Annotated in this window: 13 protein-coding genes; 4 read left to right on the forward strand and 9 right to left on the reverse strand. The window is 68.7% G+C overall.

What is annotated here, in order from left to right; all coding sequences use genetic code 11:
* Positions 1–208 precede the first annotated feature (208 nt).
* A complete protein-coding gene (locus tag CDN36_RS16950) occupies positions 209–1,459 on the reverse strand; it encodes an MFS transporter (protein WP_287497353.1) in 1,251 nt (416 codons plus the stop codon).
* A gap of 359 nt (positions 1,460–1,818) precedes the next feature.
* On the opposite strand from CDN36_RS16950, the gene CDN36_RS16955 reads away from it, so the two are divergent.
* On the forward strand, positions 1,819–2,508 hold the full coding sequence (locus tag CDN36_RS16955) for an orotate phosphoribosyltransferase (RefSeq protein WP_145864722.1): 690 nt from the start codon (positions 1,819–1,821) through the stop codon (positions 2,506–2,508).
* 112 nt (positions 2,509–2,620) lie between these two features.
* Entirely contained in the window at positions 2,621–3,019 is a 399-nt protein-coding gene (gene crcB / locus CDN36_RS16960; RefSeq protein WP_287497354.1) for a fluoride efflux transporter CrcB, read from the forward strand.
* Between the two features lie 23 nt (positions 3,020–3,042).
* Here crcB and CDN36_RS16965 read toward each other — a convergent pair whose 3' ends face one another.
* Complete coding sequence (locus CDN36_RS16965; protein WP_287497355.1) at positions 3,043–3,888, reverse strand: helix-turn-helix transcriptional regulator; 846 nt, start codon at positions 3,886–3,888, stop codon at positions 3,043–3,045.
* A 129-nt stretch (positions 3,889–4,017) separates the two neighbouring features.
* On the opposite strand from CDN36_RS16965, the gene CDN36_RS16970 reads away from it, so the two are divergent.
* Positions 4,018–4,821 carry a class I SAM-dependent methyltransferase gene (locus CDN36_RS16970; protein WP_287497356.1) on the forward strand — a complete coding sequence of 268 codons (804 nt, stop codon included), beginning with the start codon at positions 4,018–4,020 and terminating at the stop codon, positions 4,819–4,821.
* A gap of 57 nt (positions 4,822–4,878) precedes the next feature.
* Here CDN36_RS16970 and CDN36_RS16975 read toward each other — a convergent pair whose 3' ends face one another.
* From CDN36_RS16975 to CDN36_RS16990, 4 genes are all read right to left on the reverse strand, one after another.
* Positions 4,879–5,640, reverse strand: a complete 762-nt coding sequence (locus tag CDN36_RS16975; RefSeq protein WP_287497357.1) for a peptidylprolyl isomerase — start codon at positions 5,638–5,640, stop codon at positions 4,879–4,881.
* Between the two features lie 71 nt (positions 5,641–5,711).
* A complete protein-coding gene (locus tag CDN36_RS16980) occupies positions 5,712–6,272 on the reverse strand; it encodes a DapH/DapD/GlmU-related protein (RefSeq protein WP_150555609.1) in 561 nt (186 codons plus the stop codon).
* A 289-nt stretch (positions 6,273–6,561) separates the two neighbouring features.
* Positions 6,562–7,515: a ketopantoate/pantoate/pantothenate transporter PanS gene (panS, locus tag CDN36_RS16985; RefSeq protein WP_150555608.1), complete on the reverse strand. Its 954-nt coding sequence runs from the start codon at positions 7,513–7,515 to the stop codon at positions 6,562–6,564.
* 183 nt (positions 7,516–7,698) lie between these two features.
* Positions 7,699–9,363: a DEAD/DEAH box helicase gene (locus CDN36_RS16990; RefSeq protein ID WP_287497358.1), complete on the reverse strand. Its 1,665-nt coding sequence runs from the start codon at positions 9,361–9,363 to the stop codon at positions 7,699–7,701.
* 351 nt (positions 9,364–9,714) lie between these two features.
* Between CDN36_RS16990 and CDN36_RS16995 the strand changes: the two genes are divergently transcribed.
* Complete coding sequence (locus CDN36_RS16995; RefSeq protein ID WP_287497359.1) at positions 9,715–10,635, forward strand: LysR family transcriptional regulator; 921 nt, start codon at positions 9,715–9,717, stop codon at positions 10,633–10,635.
* Between the two features lie 54 nt (positions 10,636–10,689).
* Here the strand turns inward: CDN36_RS16995 and CDN36_RS17000 are convergent, their stop codons facing one another.
* The 3 genes from CDN36_RS17000 to mprF all read right to left on the reverse strand — a co-directional run bounded on the left by CDN36_RS17000 (position 10,690) and on the right by mprF (position 16,931).
* Positions 10,690–11,997, reverse strand: coding sequence for a solute carrier family 23 protein (locus CDN36_RS17000; RefSeq protein ID WP_150555605.1), 1,308 nt, complete (start codon positions 11,995–11,997; stop codon positions 10,690–10,692).
* A 252-nt stretch (positions 11,998–12,249) separates the two neighbouring features.
* Complete coding sequence (locus tag CDN36_RS17005; protein ID WP_287497360.1) at positions 12,250–14,109, reverse strand: AcvB/VirJ family lysyl-phosphatidylglycerol hydrolase; 1,860 nt, start codon at positions 14,107–14,109, stop codon at positions 12,250–12,252.
* Positions 14,110–14,237: 128 nt separating this feature from the next.
* Positions 14,238–16,931 (reverse strand): bifunctional lysylphosphatidylglycerol flippase/synthetase MprF, encoded by a 2,694-nt coding sequence (gene mprF, locus CDN36_RS17010; protein ID WP_287497361.1) that lies wholly within the window; start codon positions 16,929–16,931, stop codon positions 14,238–14,240.
* Positions 16,932–16,971: the final 40 nt, after the last annotated feature.

Genomic DNA, 16,971 nt, shown 5'->3' on the forward strand with positions numbered 1-16,971 from the left:
GGTTCTTCGCGGCGCGGCGGCGTGATGACCGACGCTTCCCCGGCCCGGTATGCCGCGCTCTCGCGCGTGGGGCCGTGGGGCTTGCGGTGCGCCGGACGCACCGCAGGACGCAAAGTGTACACCCTGCGCCAAAAGCTTGATGCCGCATGCGCCGCCGGGTGCGCATGCGCTCGCACCGCCCGGCGGCCCGCGCGGCGCGGGCTCGCGCTTATTCCAGTGCCTGGCCGCGGCGCTCCGGAATCAGGAATAGCGTGGCGAGAATGTCGAGCACGTAGATGCCGGCGAGGAAGACGAGCGCGAGCTTGAACGAGTACGCCGCGGCAAGCGCGCCCACGGTGAGCGGGCCGAAGCCGCCAACGGCCCGGCCGATGTTGAACAGCACGTTTTGCGCGGTGGCCCGTGCCGCCGTCGGATACAGCTCGGAGATGAGCGCGCCGTACCCGCCGATCATGCCGTTCACGAAGAGTCCCATGACCGCGCCGCCGACGAGCAGCGCGAACTGCGACTGCAACTGTGCGTAGACGAACACCATCACGACGGCGCCGATCTGGTAGGCGATGAAGGTGGGACGGCGGCCGATGCGATCGGCCAGGCGCCCGAACAGCCAGATGCCGAACGCCATGCCGAGCACCGTCACCGCCGTCCACATGGCCGACTTGGTGAGCGAGTACCCGAACGTCTTCGACAGGTACGACGGCATCCAGATCATCAGCCCGTAGTAGCCGAAGTTCTGCACCGAGCACAGGATCGCCACGCCCAGACTCGCACGCGTGCTCGCGCAGTCCTTGACCAACAGCTTGAGCGGCGCGTGTTCACGCGGCAGCTTTTGCTGTGCGAGAAACATTTCCGGCTCGCCGAGCGTGCGGCGCATGACGAACGACACCACGGCCGGCAGCAGACCGACGGCGAACATGCCGCGCCAGCCGATGACCGGCAGCAGCAGCGGCGTGAGCAACGCGGCGGCGAGCACGCCCGCCTGCCAGCCGAGCCCCACGAACGACGACGCCCGGGCACGGCGCTCCGGTGCACAGGCTTCGGCCGCCAGCGCCATGCCGATGCCGAACTCCCCGCCCAGCCCGATGCCGGCGATCGTGCGGTACGCGAGCAAATCCCAGTAGCCCTGTGCGAGCGCGCACATGCCCGTAAACACCGCGAACACCAGGATCGTCCACGACAACACGCGCACGCGGCCGTAGCGATCGGAGAGCATGCCGAAGACGATGCCACCCACGACCGCGCCGACGAGCGTCCACGTCACGAGCGCGCCGGACTGTGCGCTCGTGAGCGCCAGATCGGCCGCGATGGCCGGCAAGATGAAGCCGAGGATCAACAGATCGAAACCGTCCATGGCATAGCCGATGGCCGAGGCCCACAGGGCACGGTTCGCGTAAGCGTTGTCTTGCGGCGGTACACCGGCGACCGGTGTGGCGGCAAGCGAGGGCGAGGAATCGTTAGGCATGAGCACGTCCGACGGGGGCTGAAATTCGGCGTGAGTGTATGCCTGTCATAAAGGCTCGGCAACTGTCTCTTTTTTTGGACTCATCTGTCGGCGACCGACCTTCATGTGCGCCGTGCGGTCACTCTGTGCGTATTTTGCCGAGCAAAAATATACGCTTAGTGCATAATTGCCCGTGCATCTGCTCAAAGTTGTGGCATAATTCGCGTTCAAGCGCCGGGCTGTCGCCGCAGCACCGCACCGACCGGCCGCCCTGATCGGCCGTTCTGCCGTGGCGCACCCGCGCCGCGGCGTCGCGCCGACTGTCCCATGACTCCTGGCTGTACGCCGCGCGGCGGGCAGCCAAGCAAAGGAACCGCATCATGATTGGCATCGACCGCCAGGCGATTTCCGACATCACCGCCAAGATCCTGCTCGAAGTGGGCGCGGTGCATTTCAACGCCGAGAAGCCGTACATCTTCACCTCGGGCTGGGCCAGCCCGGTCTACACCGACTGCCGCAAGCTCATCTCGTATCCGCGCGTGCGCCGCACGCTGATGGACTTCGCCGAGGCCGTCATCATCCAGGACGTCGGCTGCGAGCAGTTCGACACGGTGGCCGGCGGCGAGACCGCGGGCATTCCGTTCGCGGCCTGGATCGCCGACAAGCTGATGCTGCCGATGCAGTACGTGCGCAAGAAGCCGAAGGGTTTCGGCCGCAACGCGCAGATCGAAGGGGATTTGCCGGAAGGCTCGCGGGTACTGCTCGTCGAGGACCTGACGACCGACGGCCGCAGCAAGATCAATTTCTGCAAGGCGCTGCGCGAAGCCGGTGCGAAGGTCAATCACGTGTTCGTGATCTTCCACTACGACATCTTCCCGGAGAGCCGCCAGGTGCTCAAGGACATCGACGTGCAACTGCACTCGCTGGCCACATGGTGGGACGTGCTGCGCGTTGCCAAGCAGCAGAACCACTTCGACACGAAGACGCTCGACGAAGTCGAGAAATTCCTGCACGCGCCGGCCGAATGGTCGGGCGCGCACGGCGGCGCCACGGCCTTTCCGAAAGACTGAGATCCGTGGCAGTATTCGCGTGAGAGAAGACCTCGGCCGGCCTGAAAAGGCTGGCCGTTTTTTCGTCCGCCCCCCCTTTCACTACCCGTGCGATCCGCGAGGAGAGTCGCCCATGATCGGTTCGGTCGTCGCCATCAGCCTCGGCGCCGCGCTCGGCGCGCTGCTGCGCTGGGTGCTCAGCGTACAGTTCAACGCAATACTGCCCACGCTGCCGCTGGGCACCCTCGCCGCCAACCTCGGCGGCGGCTATCTCATTGGCGTCGCCGTGGCCGTCTTCAGCCAAGTACCGTCGCTGCCGGTCGAGTGGCGTCTGTTCATCATCACCGGCTTCCTGGGCGGCCTCACCACGTTCTCCACGTTCTCCGCCGAAGTGACCGGGCTGCTGCGCGAGGGGCAACTCGGCTGGGCGTCGCTGATCGTCCTCACGCATGTCGGCGGCTCGCTCGTCATGACGCTGCTCGGCATGGCCAGCGGCGCCTTGCTCGCGAGCTGGCTGCGCTCTGCCGCCTGAGACTCCCGGCGACGGCGTATCGATTACGGCAGCAGCATCACGAGCTTGACGTCGTCATGGCCGGACAGGCGGAACGTGACCTGCGCGAAATCGATGTCGCCGCGCACGGGATGATGAAAGCCCCGTCGCCCGCCTTCACGCTCCACCACGTCCTGCTGCGACCACAGCGCGGCGAAAACGCGGCTCTCGCGCTGCAGCGCGTCGGTGAGCGCACGCACGGGCGTGTCGTCGAGGTATGCACTGCATTCGGCGCGAAACTCCGCGACCACGCGCCGCGCGCGGCTGTCCCAATCCTGAATCAACGCACGTGCGCCCGCATCGAGGAAGATGTAGCGCATCAGATTCTTCGCGCCCGGCGCGTCGAGCCAGCCGCGAAAGACGTCGGCCGCCGCATCATTCCATGCGAGCACGTCCCAGCACCGGTCGAGCGCATAGGCCGGTGCGGCCACCGCCGCCACGGCGGCCTGCACCTGTGCCGCCGCGTGATGCGGCAAGGGTTCGGCGCCGCGCTCCGGATCGCGCCGGCCCGCGAGGTCGAACAGATACGCGCGTTCCGCGCGCGAGAGCCGCAACGCGCCCGCCACGGCCGCCAGCGCGCCCGCCGAGATCGACACCTCGCGCGCCTGCTCGATCCACGTGTACCAGGTTGCCGACAGGCCGCACAACTGCGCCACTTCCTCGCGCCGCAGGCCGGGCGTGCGACGGCGCCCGATCGGCGGCAAGCCGACCGCGGCCGGCGTGAGGCGCTCGCGATGCGCACGCAGGAAGTCGCCGAGCGCACGGCGCTGGCTCGCGGCGCCGCGTGCTTCGTCCGGCGATGGATCGTCCCGGGGCGCTGGGCGGGTTGGCGGCATAGGGGTAGTTTTCATACCAGGATAAACGCGTAACTTGTACCGGTATCGACGAGCCATTATCGTGACACTCGTCGATGCCGCACAAGCCCCCCTGGCGCGCGGCGCCGGCGTCGGCAACCGCCCCACCCACGAAGGAGACTTTCCGTGAGCGAATCTCAACGCCCCTCGCCCGCCGCCGGCGACGCGCCCCAGTCCCACAACGCCGTCGTCACCGGGCAATTCGGCCCGCAGGCCTCGGCCTATCTGACGAGTGCCAACCATGCGCAGGGCGCCGATCTGGAGCAGCTCGCCGCCCTCGCGCAGACGCGGCCTGCCGCGCAACTGCTCGACCTCGGCTGCGGCGCGGGCCACGTAAGTTTCTTCGCGGCGCCGCACGTCGCGCGGGTGGTCGCTTACGACCTGTCGCCCGACATGCTCGGTGTCGTGGCCGACGAAGCGGCCCGGCGCGGACTCGCGAACATCGTCACGCAGCAGGGCGCGGCCGAGTCGCTGCCGTTCGAAGACGCCAGCTTCGATCTCGTCTTCAGCCGCTACAGCGCACATCACTGGGCGGACGTGGGCGCCGCGCTGCGCGAGATGCGTCGCGTGCTCAGGCCGGGCGGGCGCGTGGCGATCTGCGACGTCGTCTCCACCGGACAGCCGCTCTTCGACACGTATCTGCAGGCCGTCGAGGTGCTGCGCGACACGTCGCACGTTCGGGACTACTCGCTCGGAGAGTGGCTGACGATGGCCGCCGGCGCGGGCTTGTGCGTCGTCTCGCTCACGCCGCGCACGCTGGAACTCGACTTCAGGACGTGGACGACCCGCATGCGCACGCCCGAACCGATGCAGGTCGCCATCCGTGCACTGCAAGCCGCGATGGCCGACGACGTTCGCCGCCACTTCAAGATCCAGCCCGACGGCTCGTTCACGCTCGACACGTTCACGCTCGAGCTTGCCGTCGGTTGACGCCCGGGCCACTGCGGCGCATCGCGACCGGTCGCGGCCATGAAGAAACGGGCGCCGCTATTGCACGCGCGCCGGCCTGTCGTTATCGCCGGCGCCGCTGATCTGCGCGGCATCCGCGAGCAGCGCCACGTAATGATGCAAGGCTCGCGCGCGTGCCTGCTGGTACAACTGTGCCGCGATGCGATCGGCCACGCGCTCGAACGGCGGCATGCGGCCCTTCACGCGGCGCTCGATACGCACGACGTGAAAACCGTAGCGCGTGTTCACGAGCCGTGGCACCACGCCGAGCCGATCGCCGCAGAACAGCACGAGTTCGAACTCCGGCGCGCCGCTGCCGCGAGCGAGCATGCCGAGGCTGCCGCCGCGGCGCCCCGAAGGGCAGTCCGACATGCGCGCCGCCACCGACTCGAACGATGCCGGCTCCGCGAGCACGGCGTCGAGCGCCGACTGCGCGCGCTCGAGCGTCGAGGACAGCGGCACCCCGGCCGACAGCGCGAACAGAATGTGACTCGCCTGCACCTTGTCGCCGACACGAAACTGTCCGGCGTGCTCGTGGAAATAGGCGCGGCATTCGGCTTCGGTCGGACGCCGCACCTGCACGTCGCGCGTGAACAGCGTGTCGATGATCGCGTCATCGCTCGCATTGGCGGCGTCGGCTTCGTCGAGCAATCGCAAGTCGCGCACGCGCTGGCGCAACAACTCGCTGCGGACCAGCGCGCGCCTGGCCGCCGCTTCCGGATCGGCGACGTCTCGATGCCGGTCGATTTCATCGGCGACGCGGCGTGCGTCGATGACAATACCGTTGACGCTCAAAGCCATGACGAACTCCTGCAAAACGTTGACTGTATCGCCTCCACGCTCACCGACGCTCGCCGGCGCGCCGAGCGCGCTCAGAACTCGTTCTGAATGCGGCGATACGCGCGTGCGAGTTCCACGTTGGTACGGCTCACCGACTCGGAGAACTCGCGCGCGTCGACCGTGACCTTCGGGATGGTCGCGAGATCGGTCTCGCGGCTGATATGCGTCGTCGACGGGATATAGAAGTTCTCGGGGATGTCCCGTGCCTCGACCACGCTGTTGTGCCGCACGACCACGCCGTCATGCACGACGCAGTTGAACAGCACCGAATTGAAGCCGATGAAGACGTTGTTCCCGATGACACACGGTCCATGCACGATGGAGCGATGCGCAATCGACGTGTTCTCACCGATGCTAACGCGTGCCCCGTCTTTCGAATGGATCACGACCCCGTCCTGAATATTGGAATTGGCGCCGATCACGATCGGCTCCATCTTGCCGTTCTCGTCGACCTCATCGGCCCGCAACACGGCATAGGGTCCGATGAAGACGTTCTCGCCCACGATGATCTGACCGCATAGAATGGCCGTCGGATCGATGAACGCGCTTTCATGCACCACGGGGTAGTCCCCGCGCGGGTTCTTTCTCAACATTGTTGGGTGACTCCAGACCGCTCGCTCGTACCGCCGGGCCGAGACAGGGCGTCGCGCATCTCGCACGAAGCATCGCTGCCGGGATTGACCATGTCGGCCACGTCGGAATACGCCCTGTGGGCGAGCGGGGGAAAGGGAGCACGGACGGGCGCCGCGCTGCGGATTCTCTCACCGCCGCGAACGGTATATCGATGTTGTAGGCGATGAGAGACAGAAAGGCAAATGGCCGCGATGACGGTGCGGCCACCCGTTGCGCGCCGCACACACCGGGGCGCGGCGCAGGAAAACGTCAGTGCGTCGGGCGCGTCGCCACGGCCTGGTCGTCGTTGGCCGTGCCCGTCGGACGGCCGCGCCAGTAGCCGGCGAGCAGCGAGCCCGAGAGGTTGTGCCAGACCGAAAACAGCGCTCCCGGCAACGCCGCGAGCGGCGTGAAGTAAATCTTGCCCAACGTGGCAGCCAGCCCCGAATTCTGCATGCCCACCTCGATGGCGAGCGTGCGGCAAATCGACTCGTCGAAGCCGAGCAGGCGCCCCCCCCAGTAGCCGCCAAGCAGCCCGAGGCCGTTGTGCAGCACCACGCCGAGCATCACCAAGGGGCCGACAGTGGCGATATTGCCCTGATTCGCGCCGACCACCGCACCGATGATCAGCACGATGGCGATCATCGAGACGAGCGGCAGATAGCGCTCTAGCGCGCGCACCACGCCGCCGCAATAGCGGTTGATGAGCAGGCCCGCGCCGATCGGCAGCGCCACGATCTGGAGAATGGACAGCAGCATGCCCTCCACGTCCACCGCGATCGACGCATCGACGTAGAGCCGCGTGAGCAGCGGCGTGGCGAACACACCCACGAGCGTGGACATCGCGCTGATCGTCACCGAGAGCGCCACGTCGCCGCGCGCGAGGTAGATCATGACGTTCGACGCGGTGCCGCTCGCCACGCTGCCCACCAGCACCATGCCGGCCGTCAGGTCGGGCGGCATGTGCAGCACGCGCGCGATGATCCACGCCGCGAGCGGCATGACCAGATAGTGCAGCACCACGCCCGCCACGATGGGGGCGGGACGCGTGAAGACGCGCTTGAAGTCGTCGAAGGTGAGAGTCACGCCCATCGCGAACATCACGATGGTGAGCAACGCCGTGACGTGCGGTGTGATGCCGGAGAAACTGCCCGGCGAGAAAAAGGCGAAGACGGACAGCAGCAGAGCCCACAACGGGAACAGCCGGGTGACACGGGCGATCATGAAATCCTCGAAGAACGGGAAGGCGGCGCCCGGACCGCCGGGCGCGAAAGCTTAATATTTTACTTACTTTGCGCCGCTCGCCCACGGGGGATGTTGGCCCGTCACCCTTCGCCGGGTTGGCCATGCGCGCAACGCGATGCGCGAGACGCCGCCGGCGCGCATCGTCGCAGGCGCTGGGAGGGCTCAGTCGCGCTTGGGCTTGCCCATCAGCAGGGCGCCACCGGCGCCGTCGCGACGTGCCGGGCGCGGACCGCGCTGGCCGAAGTCGCTGCGCTCACCGCCCCCGCCGGCGCCCTGGCCGCGTGATGCGTTGTGTGCGTCGCGGCCCTGGCGCGGGACACCGTTGCCCGGCGTGGCCCGTGCCGCGGTGCGTTGTGCGTCGCCCGAACGCTTCGGCGCTTGCTGACGGACACCCTGTCCACCGATGCCGACGTGACCGACGTTGATCGTGGCGTTCCCGCCGCTGCCGGCATTGCCGCCGCGCCGTGCGTTCCGGCCATTCGGGTCCTGCCGTTCGCGATGGTCACCCCGTTCTCCGCCACGCTCCCCCTCGCGCCGCACCCCGCCGGGTTCGGCGCCCTGACGCCCGCCGCGAGCGCCTTCACGCGGGGCGCGCGGCTGCGCTTCGGCGCGCGCGCCACGGCCGCCGCCGGCGCCTCGCCCACCGTTCTGATTCTTGCGAATCGGTTGCGGCACGGCGTTCGGATCCGGCTCGAAGCCCGGGATCACTTCGCGCTCGATGCTGCGCTTGATCAAGCGTTCGATCTGCGCGAGCAATTGATGCTCGTCCACGCACACGAGCGACACCGCCTCGCCGTTGGCGCCCGCGCGGCCGGTACGGCCAATGCGGTGCACGTAATCCTCGGCCACTTCCGGCAGATCGAAGTTGACCACATGGGGCAGTTGGTCGATATCGATGCCGCGTGCGGCAATATCGGTCGCCACGAGCACCTGCAGCGTACCGCTCTTGAACTCGGCCAGCGCACGCGTGCGCGCTCCCTGGCTCTTGTTGCCGTGAATGGCGAGTGCCGGAATGCCGCCCTTGGTGAGTTGCTCGGCCAGACGGTTCGCGCCGTGCTTGGTGCGCGTGAAAACGAGCACCTGGAACCAGTTGTGCTCGCGCACGAGATGTTCGAGCAGTTCGCGCTTGCGCTCGCGATCGACCGGGTGGATCTTCTGCGCCACCGTCTCCGCGGTGGTATTGCGGCGCGCCACTTCGATGAGCGCGGGCGACTTGAGCAGGCTGTCGGCGAGCTGCTTGATCTCGTCGGAGAACGTGGCGGAGAAGAGCAGGTTCTGACGCTGCGCCGGCAGCGCCGCCAGCACGCGGCGGATGTCGCGAATGAAGCCCATGTCGAGCATGCGGTCCGCCTCGTCGAGCACGAGAATCTCGACGTGGGACAGGTCGACGGTCTTCTGCTGCATGTGGTCGAGCAGACGGCCCGGCGTGGCAACGAGGATGTCCACGCCGCGCGCCAGTTGCTTGACCTGCGGCACCATCGACACACCGCCGAACACGGTCATGGAGCTCAGGCGCAGGTACTTGCCGTACTGCGTGACGCTCTCCTCGACCTGCGCGGCGAGCTCGCGCGTGGGCGTGAGCACGAGTGCGCGCACGGCGCGCTTGCCGTTGGCGGCTGCTGGGCGCGCACGCGAGGAGAGCATTTGCAGGATCGGCAGCGTGAAGCCCGCCGTCTTGCCGGTGCCGGTCTGGGCGCCGGCGAGGAGATCGCCGCCTTGCAGGACGGCCGGAATCGCTTGGCGTTGAATCGGGGTCGGACGGGTGTAGCCAAGCTCAGTGACTGCCCGCAGGATGTCGGCCGACAGGCCGAGCGTTTCAAAAGACATATAAAGACCAATGCGCGGACTCCACGATGTGTGTCCCCGCGCGTTAGATGTTGTTTGTTCTTGATGGAATGCCCGCGTCGGGCGTGCGACAGGCGTCGCGCTCATGCGGGCGACGCGCCGGAAGACGCCGGCAAGACGACCCGCCGGCGAATAACGATTCAAGCGGCTTGGCGGGCGAGGCCGTCGCGGGTACGGCCGTGTCTTGAAAGCGCGTAGTTTACCATGCGCCCTTTCCCAAGTCAGTGGGCATCGCCGCACACGCCGTGCAATCGGCACACAGTGCGTGCGCGGTCCGCGCGCTACACTGGCGCCATTGCGTTCTGCGCGCTACGCCCGCCTGCGGCATTTCCCGTGCGATTCGACCTTACCGATCTGCGTCTTTGCCTGCTCGTCGCCGACGCCGGCAGCATCACCGGCGGCGCCGAGCGCGCCCATCTGACGCTGGCCTCGGCCAGCGCGCGCATTCGCGGACTCGAGGAGACGCTGGGCGTCGCACTCTTCATGCGGCACCGCCAGGGCGTCATGCCGACGCCCGCCGGCCGGGCTCTGCTCGCCCACGCGCGCCGCGTGCTCGCGCAGGTCGACCAGATGCGCGGCGAACTCGGCGAGTACGCCGCGGGCCTCAAGGGCAACGTGCGCATCGCGTCCAATACGGTGGCCATGTCGGAATTCCTGCCCGATCTGCTGGGCGCTTTCCTCGCCCAGCACCCCAACGTGGAAATCGCGCTGCGCGAGCAGACGAGTCCGGCCGTCGTCCAGGCCGTGCTCGAAGGCGCGGCGGATATCGGCGTCGTGTCCGACTGGATCGAATTGACGGGGCTGGAGACGGTGCCGTTTCGCCAGGACCGGCTGGTGATCGTCGCGCCACCCGGTCATGCGCTGGCCGAACGCGCGCAGGTCGCGTTCATCGATGTGCTCGACAGCGAGTTCATCGGCCTGCCCGAGCACAGTGCGATCGCCGAGCATCTCGACGGCCACGCCCGACGCGCCGGGCGCTCGCTGCGCTATCGGCTGCGGCTGCGCGACTTCGACAGCCTGTGCCGGGCGGTGGCGGCCGGCGCTGCGCCGGGCATCGTGCCATTGAGCGCCGCCCGGCGCTCGGCCGGCGCGCTCGGCCTGGGCGTGGTGCCGCTCACCGACGCCTGGGCCCTGCGCAATCTCATCCTCTGCGTGCGCGAGCGCGACGCCCTGCCCGCCTATGCACGCCAACTGCTCGAACATCTTGCCGCGGGAGAAGCCAGCGGCGCCACCGAAAAAAACGGCACGGCGTAATCGCCGCGCCGGGCGCCGGACCGTACCGGCTGGACAGACGTCGCACGCGCGACGTTACATCGCCGCGGGCGTCGACTTTTCGCGGCCGCGCAGCAGCGCGTACAGGATGATCGCGCCGAAGGTGGCGCAGCCGATACCGCCAAGCGAGAAGCTGCCGAACTTCAGCGTGAAGTCGCCAGCGCCGAGCACCAGCGTGACGGCCGCCACGATCAGGTTGCGGTTATCCGAGAAGTCCACCTTGTTCTGCACCCAGATGCGCGCACCGGCCACCGTGATCAGACCGAAGACGACGATCGACACGCCGCCCAGCACCGGGCCCGGGATCGTCTGGATGAGCGCGCCGAACTTGGGCGAGAAGCCGAGCACCAGCGCGATGACGGCAGCCACGGCGAATACCAGCGTCGAATAGATTTTCGTGACGGCCATCACGCCGATGTTCTCGGCATACGTGGTCACGCCCGTGCCGCCGACGCCGCCCGACACGATGGTCGCGAGCCCGTCGCCGAGGAAAGCGCGGCCCATGTAACGGTCGAGGTTCTGGCCCGTCATGGCGCTCACGGCCTTGATGTGACCGAGGTTCTCCGCCACCAGGATGATGGCGATCGGCGCGAGCAGCACCATCGCCTCGGCCTTGAACACCGGCGCCGCGAAATGCGGCAGGCCGAACCATGCGGCATTGGCCACGATCGAGAAGTCGATGGGCTTGCCCAGTCCCATGCCGTTGGTCAGCACCGCGTACAGTACGTAGGCGAGCAGCAGCCCCACGAGAATCAGCAGACGCTGCACCATGCCGCGCGCGAACACCGCCACGAGCCCCACGCATAGCACCGTCGCGAGCGCCATCCACGTGTCGAAGCTGCTGGCCGAGACACCCTTGACCGCCACCGGCGCGAGATTCAGGCCGATGACGGCGACCACGGCGCCCGTCACCACGGGCGGCATGAGCGCTTCGATCCAGCGCGTGCCGACCATCATCACGATGAGGCCGATGATCGCGTAGGCAACACCGCAGGCGATGATGCCGCCCAGCGCCACCGGAATGTTCATATTCGGACCGCTGCCGGCGTACCCCGTGACCGAGATCACGAGCCCGATGAAAGCGAAGCTCGAACCGAGATAGCTCGGCACCCGGCCGCCCACGAGCACGAAAAAGAGCAGCGTGCCGATGCCCGACATGAAGATCGCGAGGTTCGGGTCGAAGCCCATGAGCAGCGGGGCGAGCACGGTCGAGCCGAACATGGCCACCACGTGCTGCACGCCCATGGCGATGGTCTGCGGCCAGGGCAGGCGCTCATCGGGCGCGATCACGCGGCCGGACCCCGTGTCCTGCTGCCGCCACTGCGGGAAATAACCCTCTGCCATATCGATCTTCTCCTGTAGGTGTGTCGTTGCTACGTCGTGCTGCGTCGTGCTGCGCCGTGTTGTGTCGTGCTGTGCCACTTCGGGCGCGGCGGGTCGTTGGGAAAACTCGCGGCAGTGTACGGAGCGTGCGTAAGGAAGGCAAGGCAAGAAAACAAGGCGGAACCTGCGCCGGGACACGCGGCGGGAAAGGTGCCGAAGCCGGCGCGCGGCCGGCATCGGCTTGGGCGGTGCGGGGCGGCGGGGCGGCCCGTGTCAGCGTCTGGCGGCGGCCTGGAGAATGGCGTCGGCAAGTCCGGCGTAGTTGCCGTCGAAGTGATGACCGCCGGCCATCTTCACGAGCTGCACGCGCCTGGGATCGAGCCCCGGGCAGTTGCTGTCGTCCTCGTCGGCGCCGTAGACGCACATCGCCAGCCCGTCGGGCAGGCGCTCGAGCTCGGGGCGGATCGGCAAGCCGTTCTGGCTCGACATCACCCAGTTGGTCATGCGGAACTCGAAATCCGCCTTCTGCCCCAGTCCCATGAGCACGAGCAGCGCCACACGTTCGCGCGCCACCGGGGGCAGGCGGTTGACCATGAACGGCAGCACGTCGGCGCCCTGCGAATAGCCGATCAGAATCACGCGCTTGCGGTTCCAGCGCGCCTGGTAGAAACGCATGAGACGCTCGACGTCGAGGGCGCCGGACGCCGGTGTGCGCGCCGACCAGAAGTAGCGCAGCGAATCGACGCCGACCACCGGAATGCCATGCGCCGAGAGTGCGCCGGCGACATCACGGTCGAGTCCCGCCCAGCCGCCGTCGCCCGAGAACAGGATCGCGAACGTGTCGGCCATCTTCGCAGTGGGCTTGCCGGTGGCCGGCACCTCGATGACGGGCAGATCGGCCACCGCCGCCGGCGGACGCGCCGTGCCCGCCACGTGGTGCGCGTTCAGGCGGCGAAAGGCGTTCTTGTACTGCGTGAGCCAGTCGGCGAGCACCGGCGACGCCGGGGCGCCGGTCGAGGTGGCGGACGCCGCAGGCGGGGCGGATGCGGCAGACAGGGCTGACGGGGCTGACGGGGCTGACGGCGCCGTCGCATCCGACGGCGTCGGCCCGGGGCCAATGCCCGAGGCGTCCATCGCGCCAAGGCTTCCCGCGAGCCCGCCGACAAGCCACGTCGAATTCGGCGTGCGGGCGGCAAACGCTTGCGCGACGTGGTCCGGGCAACGCGGCGCGCGCGCCGTCGATCCCGTTGGCCCGCCTACCGGGCCGCCCATCGCGAGCCACGGCGCGCTCATCACGGGCGCGGGCAGCAGGCGCATCGGCGCGCCGCCCGCCGTATGCGTGATGCCGCGTGCGAAATGCACGCCCTCGCCCTGACACAGCGGCTTGCTCATCGGCAGCACCGGGCAGAAGTCCACCGACAGCGCGCCGGAGAACGTTTCGTTGCCGGCCTGCGCGAGCATCGCGTAGGCGAACGTGCCGCCTACACCGTCGCCCACGAGAATCGGCGGCGTGTAGCCCGGCAGCTTGACGGCCGCCTCGACCCAGCGGCCGAAGTTGTCGAGGTCGCCGGCCGCGTACACGCAGCCCACGTCGTCCTTCGTGTAATTCGCCATCAGACGCGCCGTGTCGATGCCCGCCACGAGCGCCCCCGTGTCGGCCAATGCGCGCGCCATGCGTTCGGCGCGGGGCGTCCAGCCCGTGTCGTCGGAGAAGAAGAGCACCGTCGCGTTCGGTTCGCCCTCCGGACGGAAGATCGGGATGTTCTCGAAGCGGCCGTGCGTCATGACTTCCGGCGCGCGATTGCCCGCGCCGCGAAACGCCACCGCGCCCGCTGCTGCGGCCGCCGCCTGCGGCATGACGGGCGACGGCACACTCGAGGCCGCGACCGGCGGCTGCGCGGCGGGCCCCGCCTGGGGCGCGGGCTTGAGCGCGAACTTGGGCACGGGCTTGGGCGCGGGTTGGGGCGCGGATTGGGGCGCGGATTGGGGCGCGGGTTGGGACGCGGATTGGGGTGCGGGTTGGCGTGCGGGTTGGCGTGCGGGTTGGGGTGCGGGTTGGGGTGCATGAGCGCGCTGCTCGGCCGGCGAGGCCGTCTGCGCGGTGGCGGCCGGCGTCGTCATCGCGAACGTCATGATCGCCGCCGCGGCGAGCCCCGCCCGCGCTTGCGAATGCCACCCATGGCGCCAGGCCCGCCTGCCGCGCCCGGTGCCGGCGTGATGCGAACTCGTTGTCCCGCCGCCCGTTGCCATCGTGCGTGCCGTCATTTCGTGATCATCCCTTTCCAGCCGCCGCCCACGAGCGCCGCCACGTCGGCGAGCGTGAGCATCGGCGCGAGTCCGCCGGGTGTCATCAGGTAACGCGTTTCCCATTGCGGATCGAATTTGTCCTTGAAGCTGCGCAAGCCGCGGAAATTATAGAAGCGCGCGCCATGCGCGAACATCATGCGGCCGAAGCGGTGCCAGCGCGGCGCGAGCTGATGCGTCTGCATGCCGGACATCGGCGCCATGCCCAGGCCAAAGCGCTGGTAGCCCTGTTCCTGGAAGTGCAGCATCAGCTTCGCGAACAGAAAGTCCATCGTGCCGGGCGGCGCGTCGGGCACCTGACGCATCAGATCGACGCTCGCCTCGATGCGCTGCACCTCGGGGCACATCAGTGTGGCAAACGCGACGAGCCGCGCCTCGCGCCGCACGAGCGCGACGGGCTGACGCGTTACGTAGGCGTCGGTGAACGCACCGAGCGAGAAGCCCTTCTCCCGCGTGTGCTGGCGTGCGAGCCACGCGTCGGAGACCCGCCGCATTTCCGCCAGATGCGGCGCGACCTGGGCCGCCGGCACGATCTCGAGCGTGAGCCCCTCGCGCTCGCCGCGCGCCACGCCGTGGCGCAGATTCGCACGGCGCGCGCCTTGCAGGCTGAAGTCCGGCAGGCTCACGAATGCCTCTTCGCCGAGCTTGAACGCGCGCAGGCCCGCGTCGATATAGAGCGGCAACGCCTGCGGGCGCGTCTTGTAGAACGCGGCGCGCCCCCCGTGCGCATCGGCCAGTTCGATGAAGCGCCAGATCAGCTCGGGCCATTCCTTCTGGTCGCCCACGGGATCGGACAGCGACACCCACGAGCGGCGATGCTTCGCGTACATGATGAAAGCGTTGCCCGACGGCGAGAACAGGAAGCTCTTGTCGCCCATGAGCGCCAGACAGGCGTCGGCGGCAGGCTGTTTGCGAACGACCTCGTGCGCGCGCGCCAGGTCCGCCTCGCTCGCCGGCACCATCGCTCCGGCGGACTGCCGCAGCAACTGCCACAGCGACAGACCGAGCCCGATCACCGCGACCACCATCAGCGCGCGCATCGAACGCGGCGCGTCGCCGTCGAACGTGAACTGCCACCAGAGCTGATTGGCGTAGCCCACGCGCCGGTACGACATGAACATCAGCCACGTACAGGCGCCGAGCACCGAGAGCACCGCGATGATCCAGCCGGGCTCGAACGTCTGCGTAAAGAGTGACGAGCGCCGGTCGAACTGCTTGCGCGAGACCAGCAGCAGCGTGGCCAGCACGGCGAGCACGAAGCACTCGGAGAGCGCGATGCCCTTCGGGATCGCGAGCACCGCCGCCACCACGGTCAGGCCGAGCGAGCCCCACCACGCGGCATCGAGCCGGTGCAGCAGGCCGCGCGCGAGGAACAGCATCGCCAGGCCCGCCACGCTGCCGAGCAGGTGCGAGACTTCCACCAGAAACAGCGGGACGTGGCGGCGCAGAAAATCTTCGGCGTCGCGCGTGGCGGGCGTCACGCCGGAGATCAGCAGCATCACGCCCGCCACGAGCGTGAGCGCCGCCAGCACGCCCGGGAAAAGCCGCACCGCCGCGCGGCCGATCGGCGCGGCCGGCCCCTGGCGCAGCTCGAAGCCGGCCAGCAGACAGGCCGCGAGCATCAGCGGCAGCAGGTAATAGATGCCGCGATAGAGCACCAGCGCCCCGGCCACCTCGCTCACGGGCGCGTGGCCGTTCGTCGCGAGCAGGATCACCGCCTCGAACACGCCAACGCCGCCCGGCACGTGGCTCAGCACGCCGAGCGCCATGGCGATCGCGTAGAACACGACGAAGGTGGGCAGATCCACCACGCCGCCCGGCAACAGGCACCACAGCGCCGCGGCCGCCATGCCCAGATCCGCCGCCGAGATGAACAACTGGCGCACGGCCAGCCGCAGCGGCGGCAACGGCATCGCCCAGCGGCCAAACAGCGTCACGCTGCGCTTGTGCGCGCACAAGGCGAGAAACGCCGCGGCGCCCGCGAGCAGCAGCGCGGCGAACGTCTGCAGCAGCCAGCCCGGTATCGGCACCAGCGCCGAGACGCGCGACGCCCCCCATAGCATGCCCAGCGAGCCGAAAACCATCATGCCCAGGCCGAACGCGCCGGCGTTGAACGCGACCGCCTGTGCCACCTTCGGCGCATCGACGCCGGCGGCCGCGTACATGCGCATGCGCACGGTGCCGCCGGTGAGCACGCCAAGGCCGACGGAATTGCCCAGGGCGTAGGCGATGAACGACGTCAGCACGACCGTGGAGCGTTTGACCGTCGCCCCGGCGAAGCGCAGCCCGGAGATGTCGTAACCGGTGAGCGCCGCGTAGCTCGCAAGCGTTGCCAGCATGGCAAGGACGAGGCGACTCAGGGGCGTGCCGTGGATCGCGCCGACGACATCGTCGTAGTGCACGTGCCGCAGCATATGGTGGAGCGCGTCGAAGACCAGGAGGCCAAGGAGGGCGACGCCTGCAACGATCAGCCAGGGCCGCGCCGCGCCCCAAGGGATGCGCCGCAGCCAGCGCACGGCGGCCGGCAGCGGCGGCCGGGCGTCGGGCTGCGCCGTGCGCGTGGCATCGTGATGCGCGGCGCCGGCGGGCGGCGCCGCGGCAGAAGCAATGTCGGCGGGCCGGCTCGGGCGCGCGCGAGAGGGTTCAGTCATGTATCGGTCGATCCTTCGGCCGGCACGACGCCACCTTCGG

This window comes from Pandoraea sp. CB10b_02 (assembly GCF_002216225.1).
Taxonomy (GTDB): domain Bacteria; phylum Pseudomonadota; class Gammaproteobacteria; order Burkholderiales; family Burkholderiaceae; genus Pandoraea; species Pandoraea nosoerga.

Excerpts from the sequence above, each read along its gene's own strand:
- CDN36_RS16990 (WP_287497358.1), bottom strand. The coding sequence starts at position 9,363 with ATGTCTTTTGAAACGCTCGGCCTGTCGGCCGACATCCTGCGGGCAGTC.
- CDN36_RS17000 (WP_150555605.1), bottom strand. The coding sequence starts at position 11,997 with ATGGCAGAGGGTTATTTCCCGCAGTGGCGGCAGCAGGACACGGGGTCC.
- crcB (WP_287497354.1), top strand. The coding sequence starts at position 2,621 with ATGATCGGTTCGGTCGTCGCCATCAGCCTCGGCGCCGCGCTCGGCGCG.
- CDN36_RS16950 (WP_287497353.1), bottom strand. The coding sequence starts at position 1,459 with ATGCCTAACGATTCCTCGCCCTCGCTTGCCGCCACACCGGTCGCCGGT.
- CDN36_RS16955 (WP_145864722.1), top strand. The coding sequence starts at position 1,819 with ATGATTGGCATCGACCGCCAGGCGATTTCCGACATCACCGCCAAGATC.
- CDN36_RS17005 (WP_287497360.1), bottom strand. The coding sequence starts at position 14,109 with ATGACGTTCGCGATGACGACGCCGGCCGCCACCGCGCAGACGGCCTCG.
- CDN36_RS16975 (WP_287497357.1), bottom strand. The coding sequence starts at position 5,640 with ATGGCTTTGAGCGTCAACGGTATTGTCATCGACGCACGCCGCGTCGCC.
- CDN36_RS16965 (WP_287497355.1), bottom strand. The coding sequence starts at position 3,888 with ATGAAAACTACCCCTATGCCGCCAACCCGCCCAGCGCCCCGGGACGAT.
- CDN36_RS16980 (WP_150555609.1), bottom strand. The coding sequence starts at position 6,272 with ATGTTGAGAAAGAACCCGCGCGGGGACTACCCCGTGGTGCATGAAAGC.
- panS (WP_150555608.1), bottom strand. The coding sequence starts at position 7,515 with ATGATCGCCCGTGTCACCCGGCTGTTCCCGTTGTGGGCTCTGCTGCTG.
- mprF (WP_287497361.1), bottom strand. The coding sequence starts at position 16,931 with ATGACTGAACCCTCTCGCGCGCGCCCGAGCCGGCCCGCCGACATTGCT.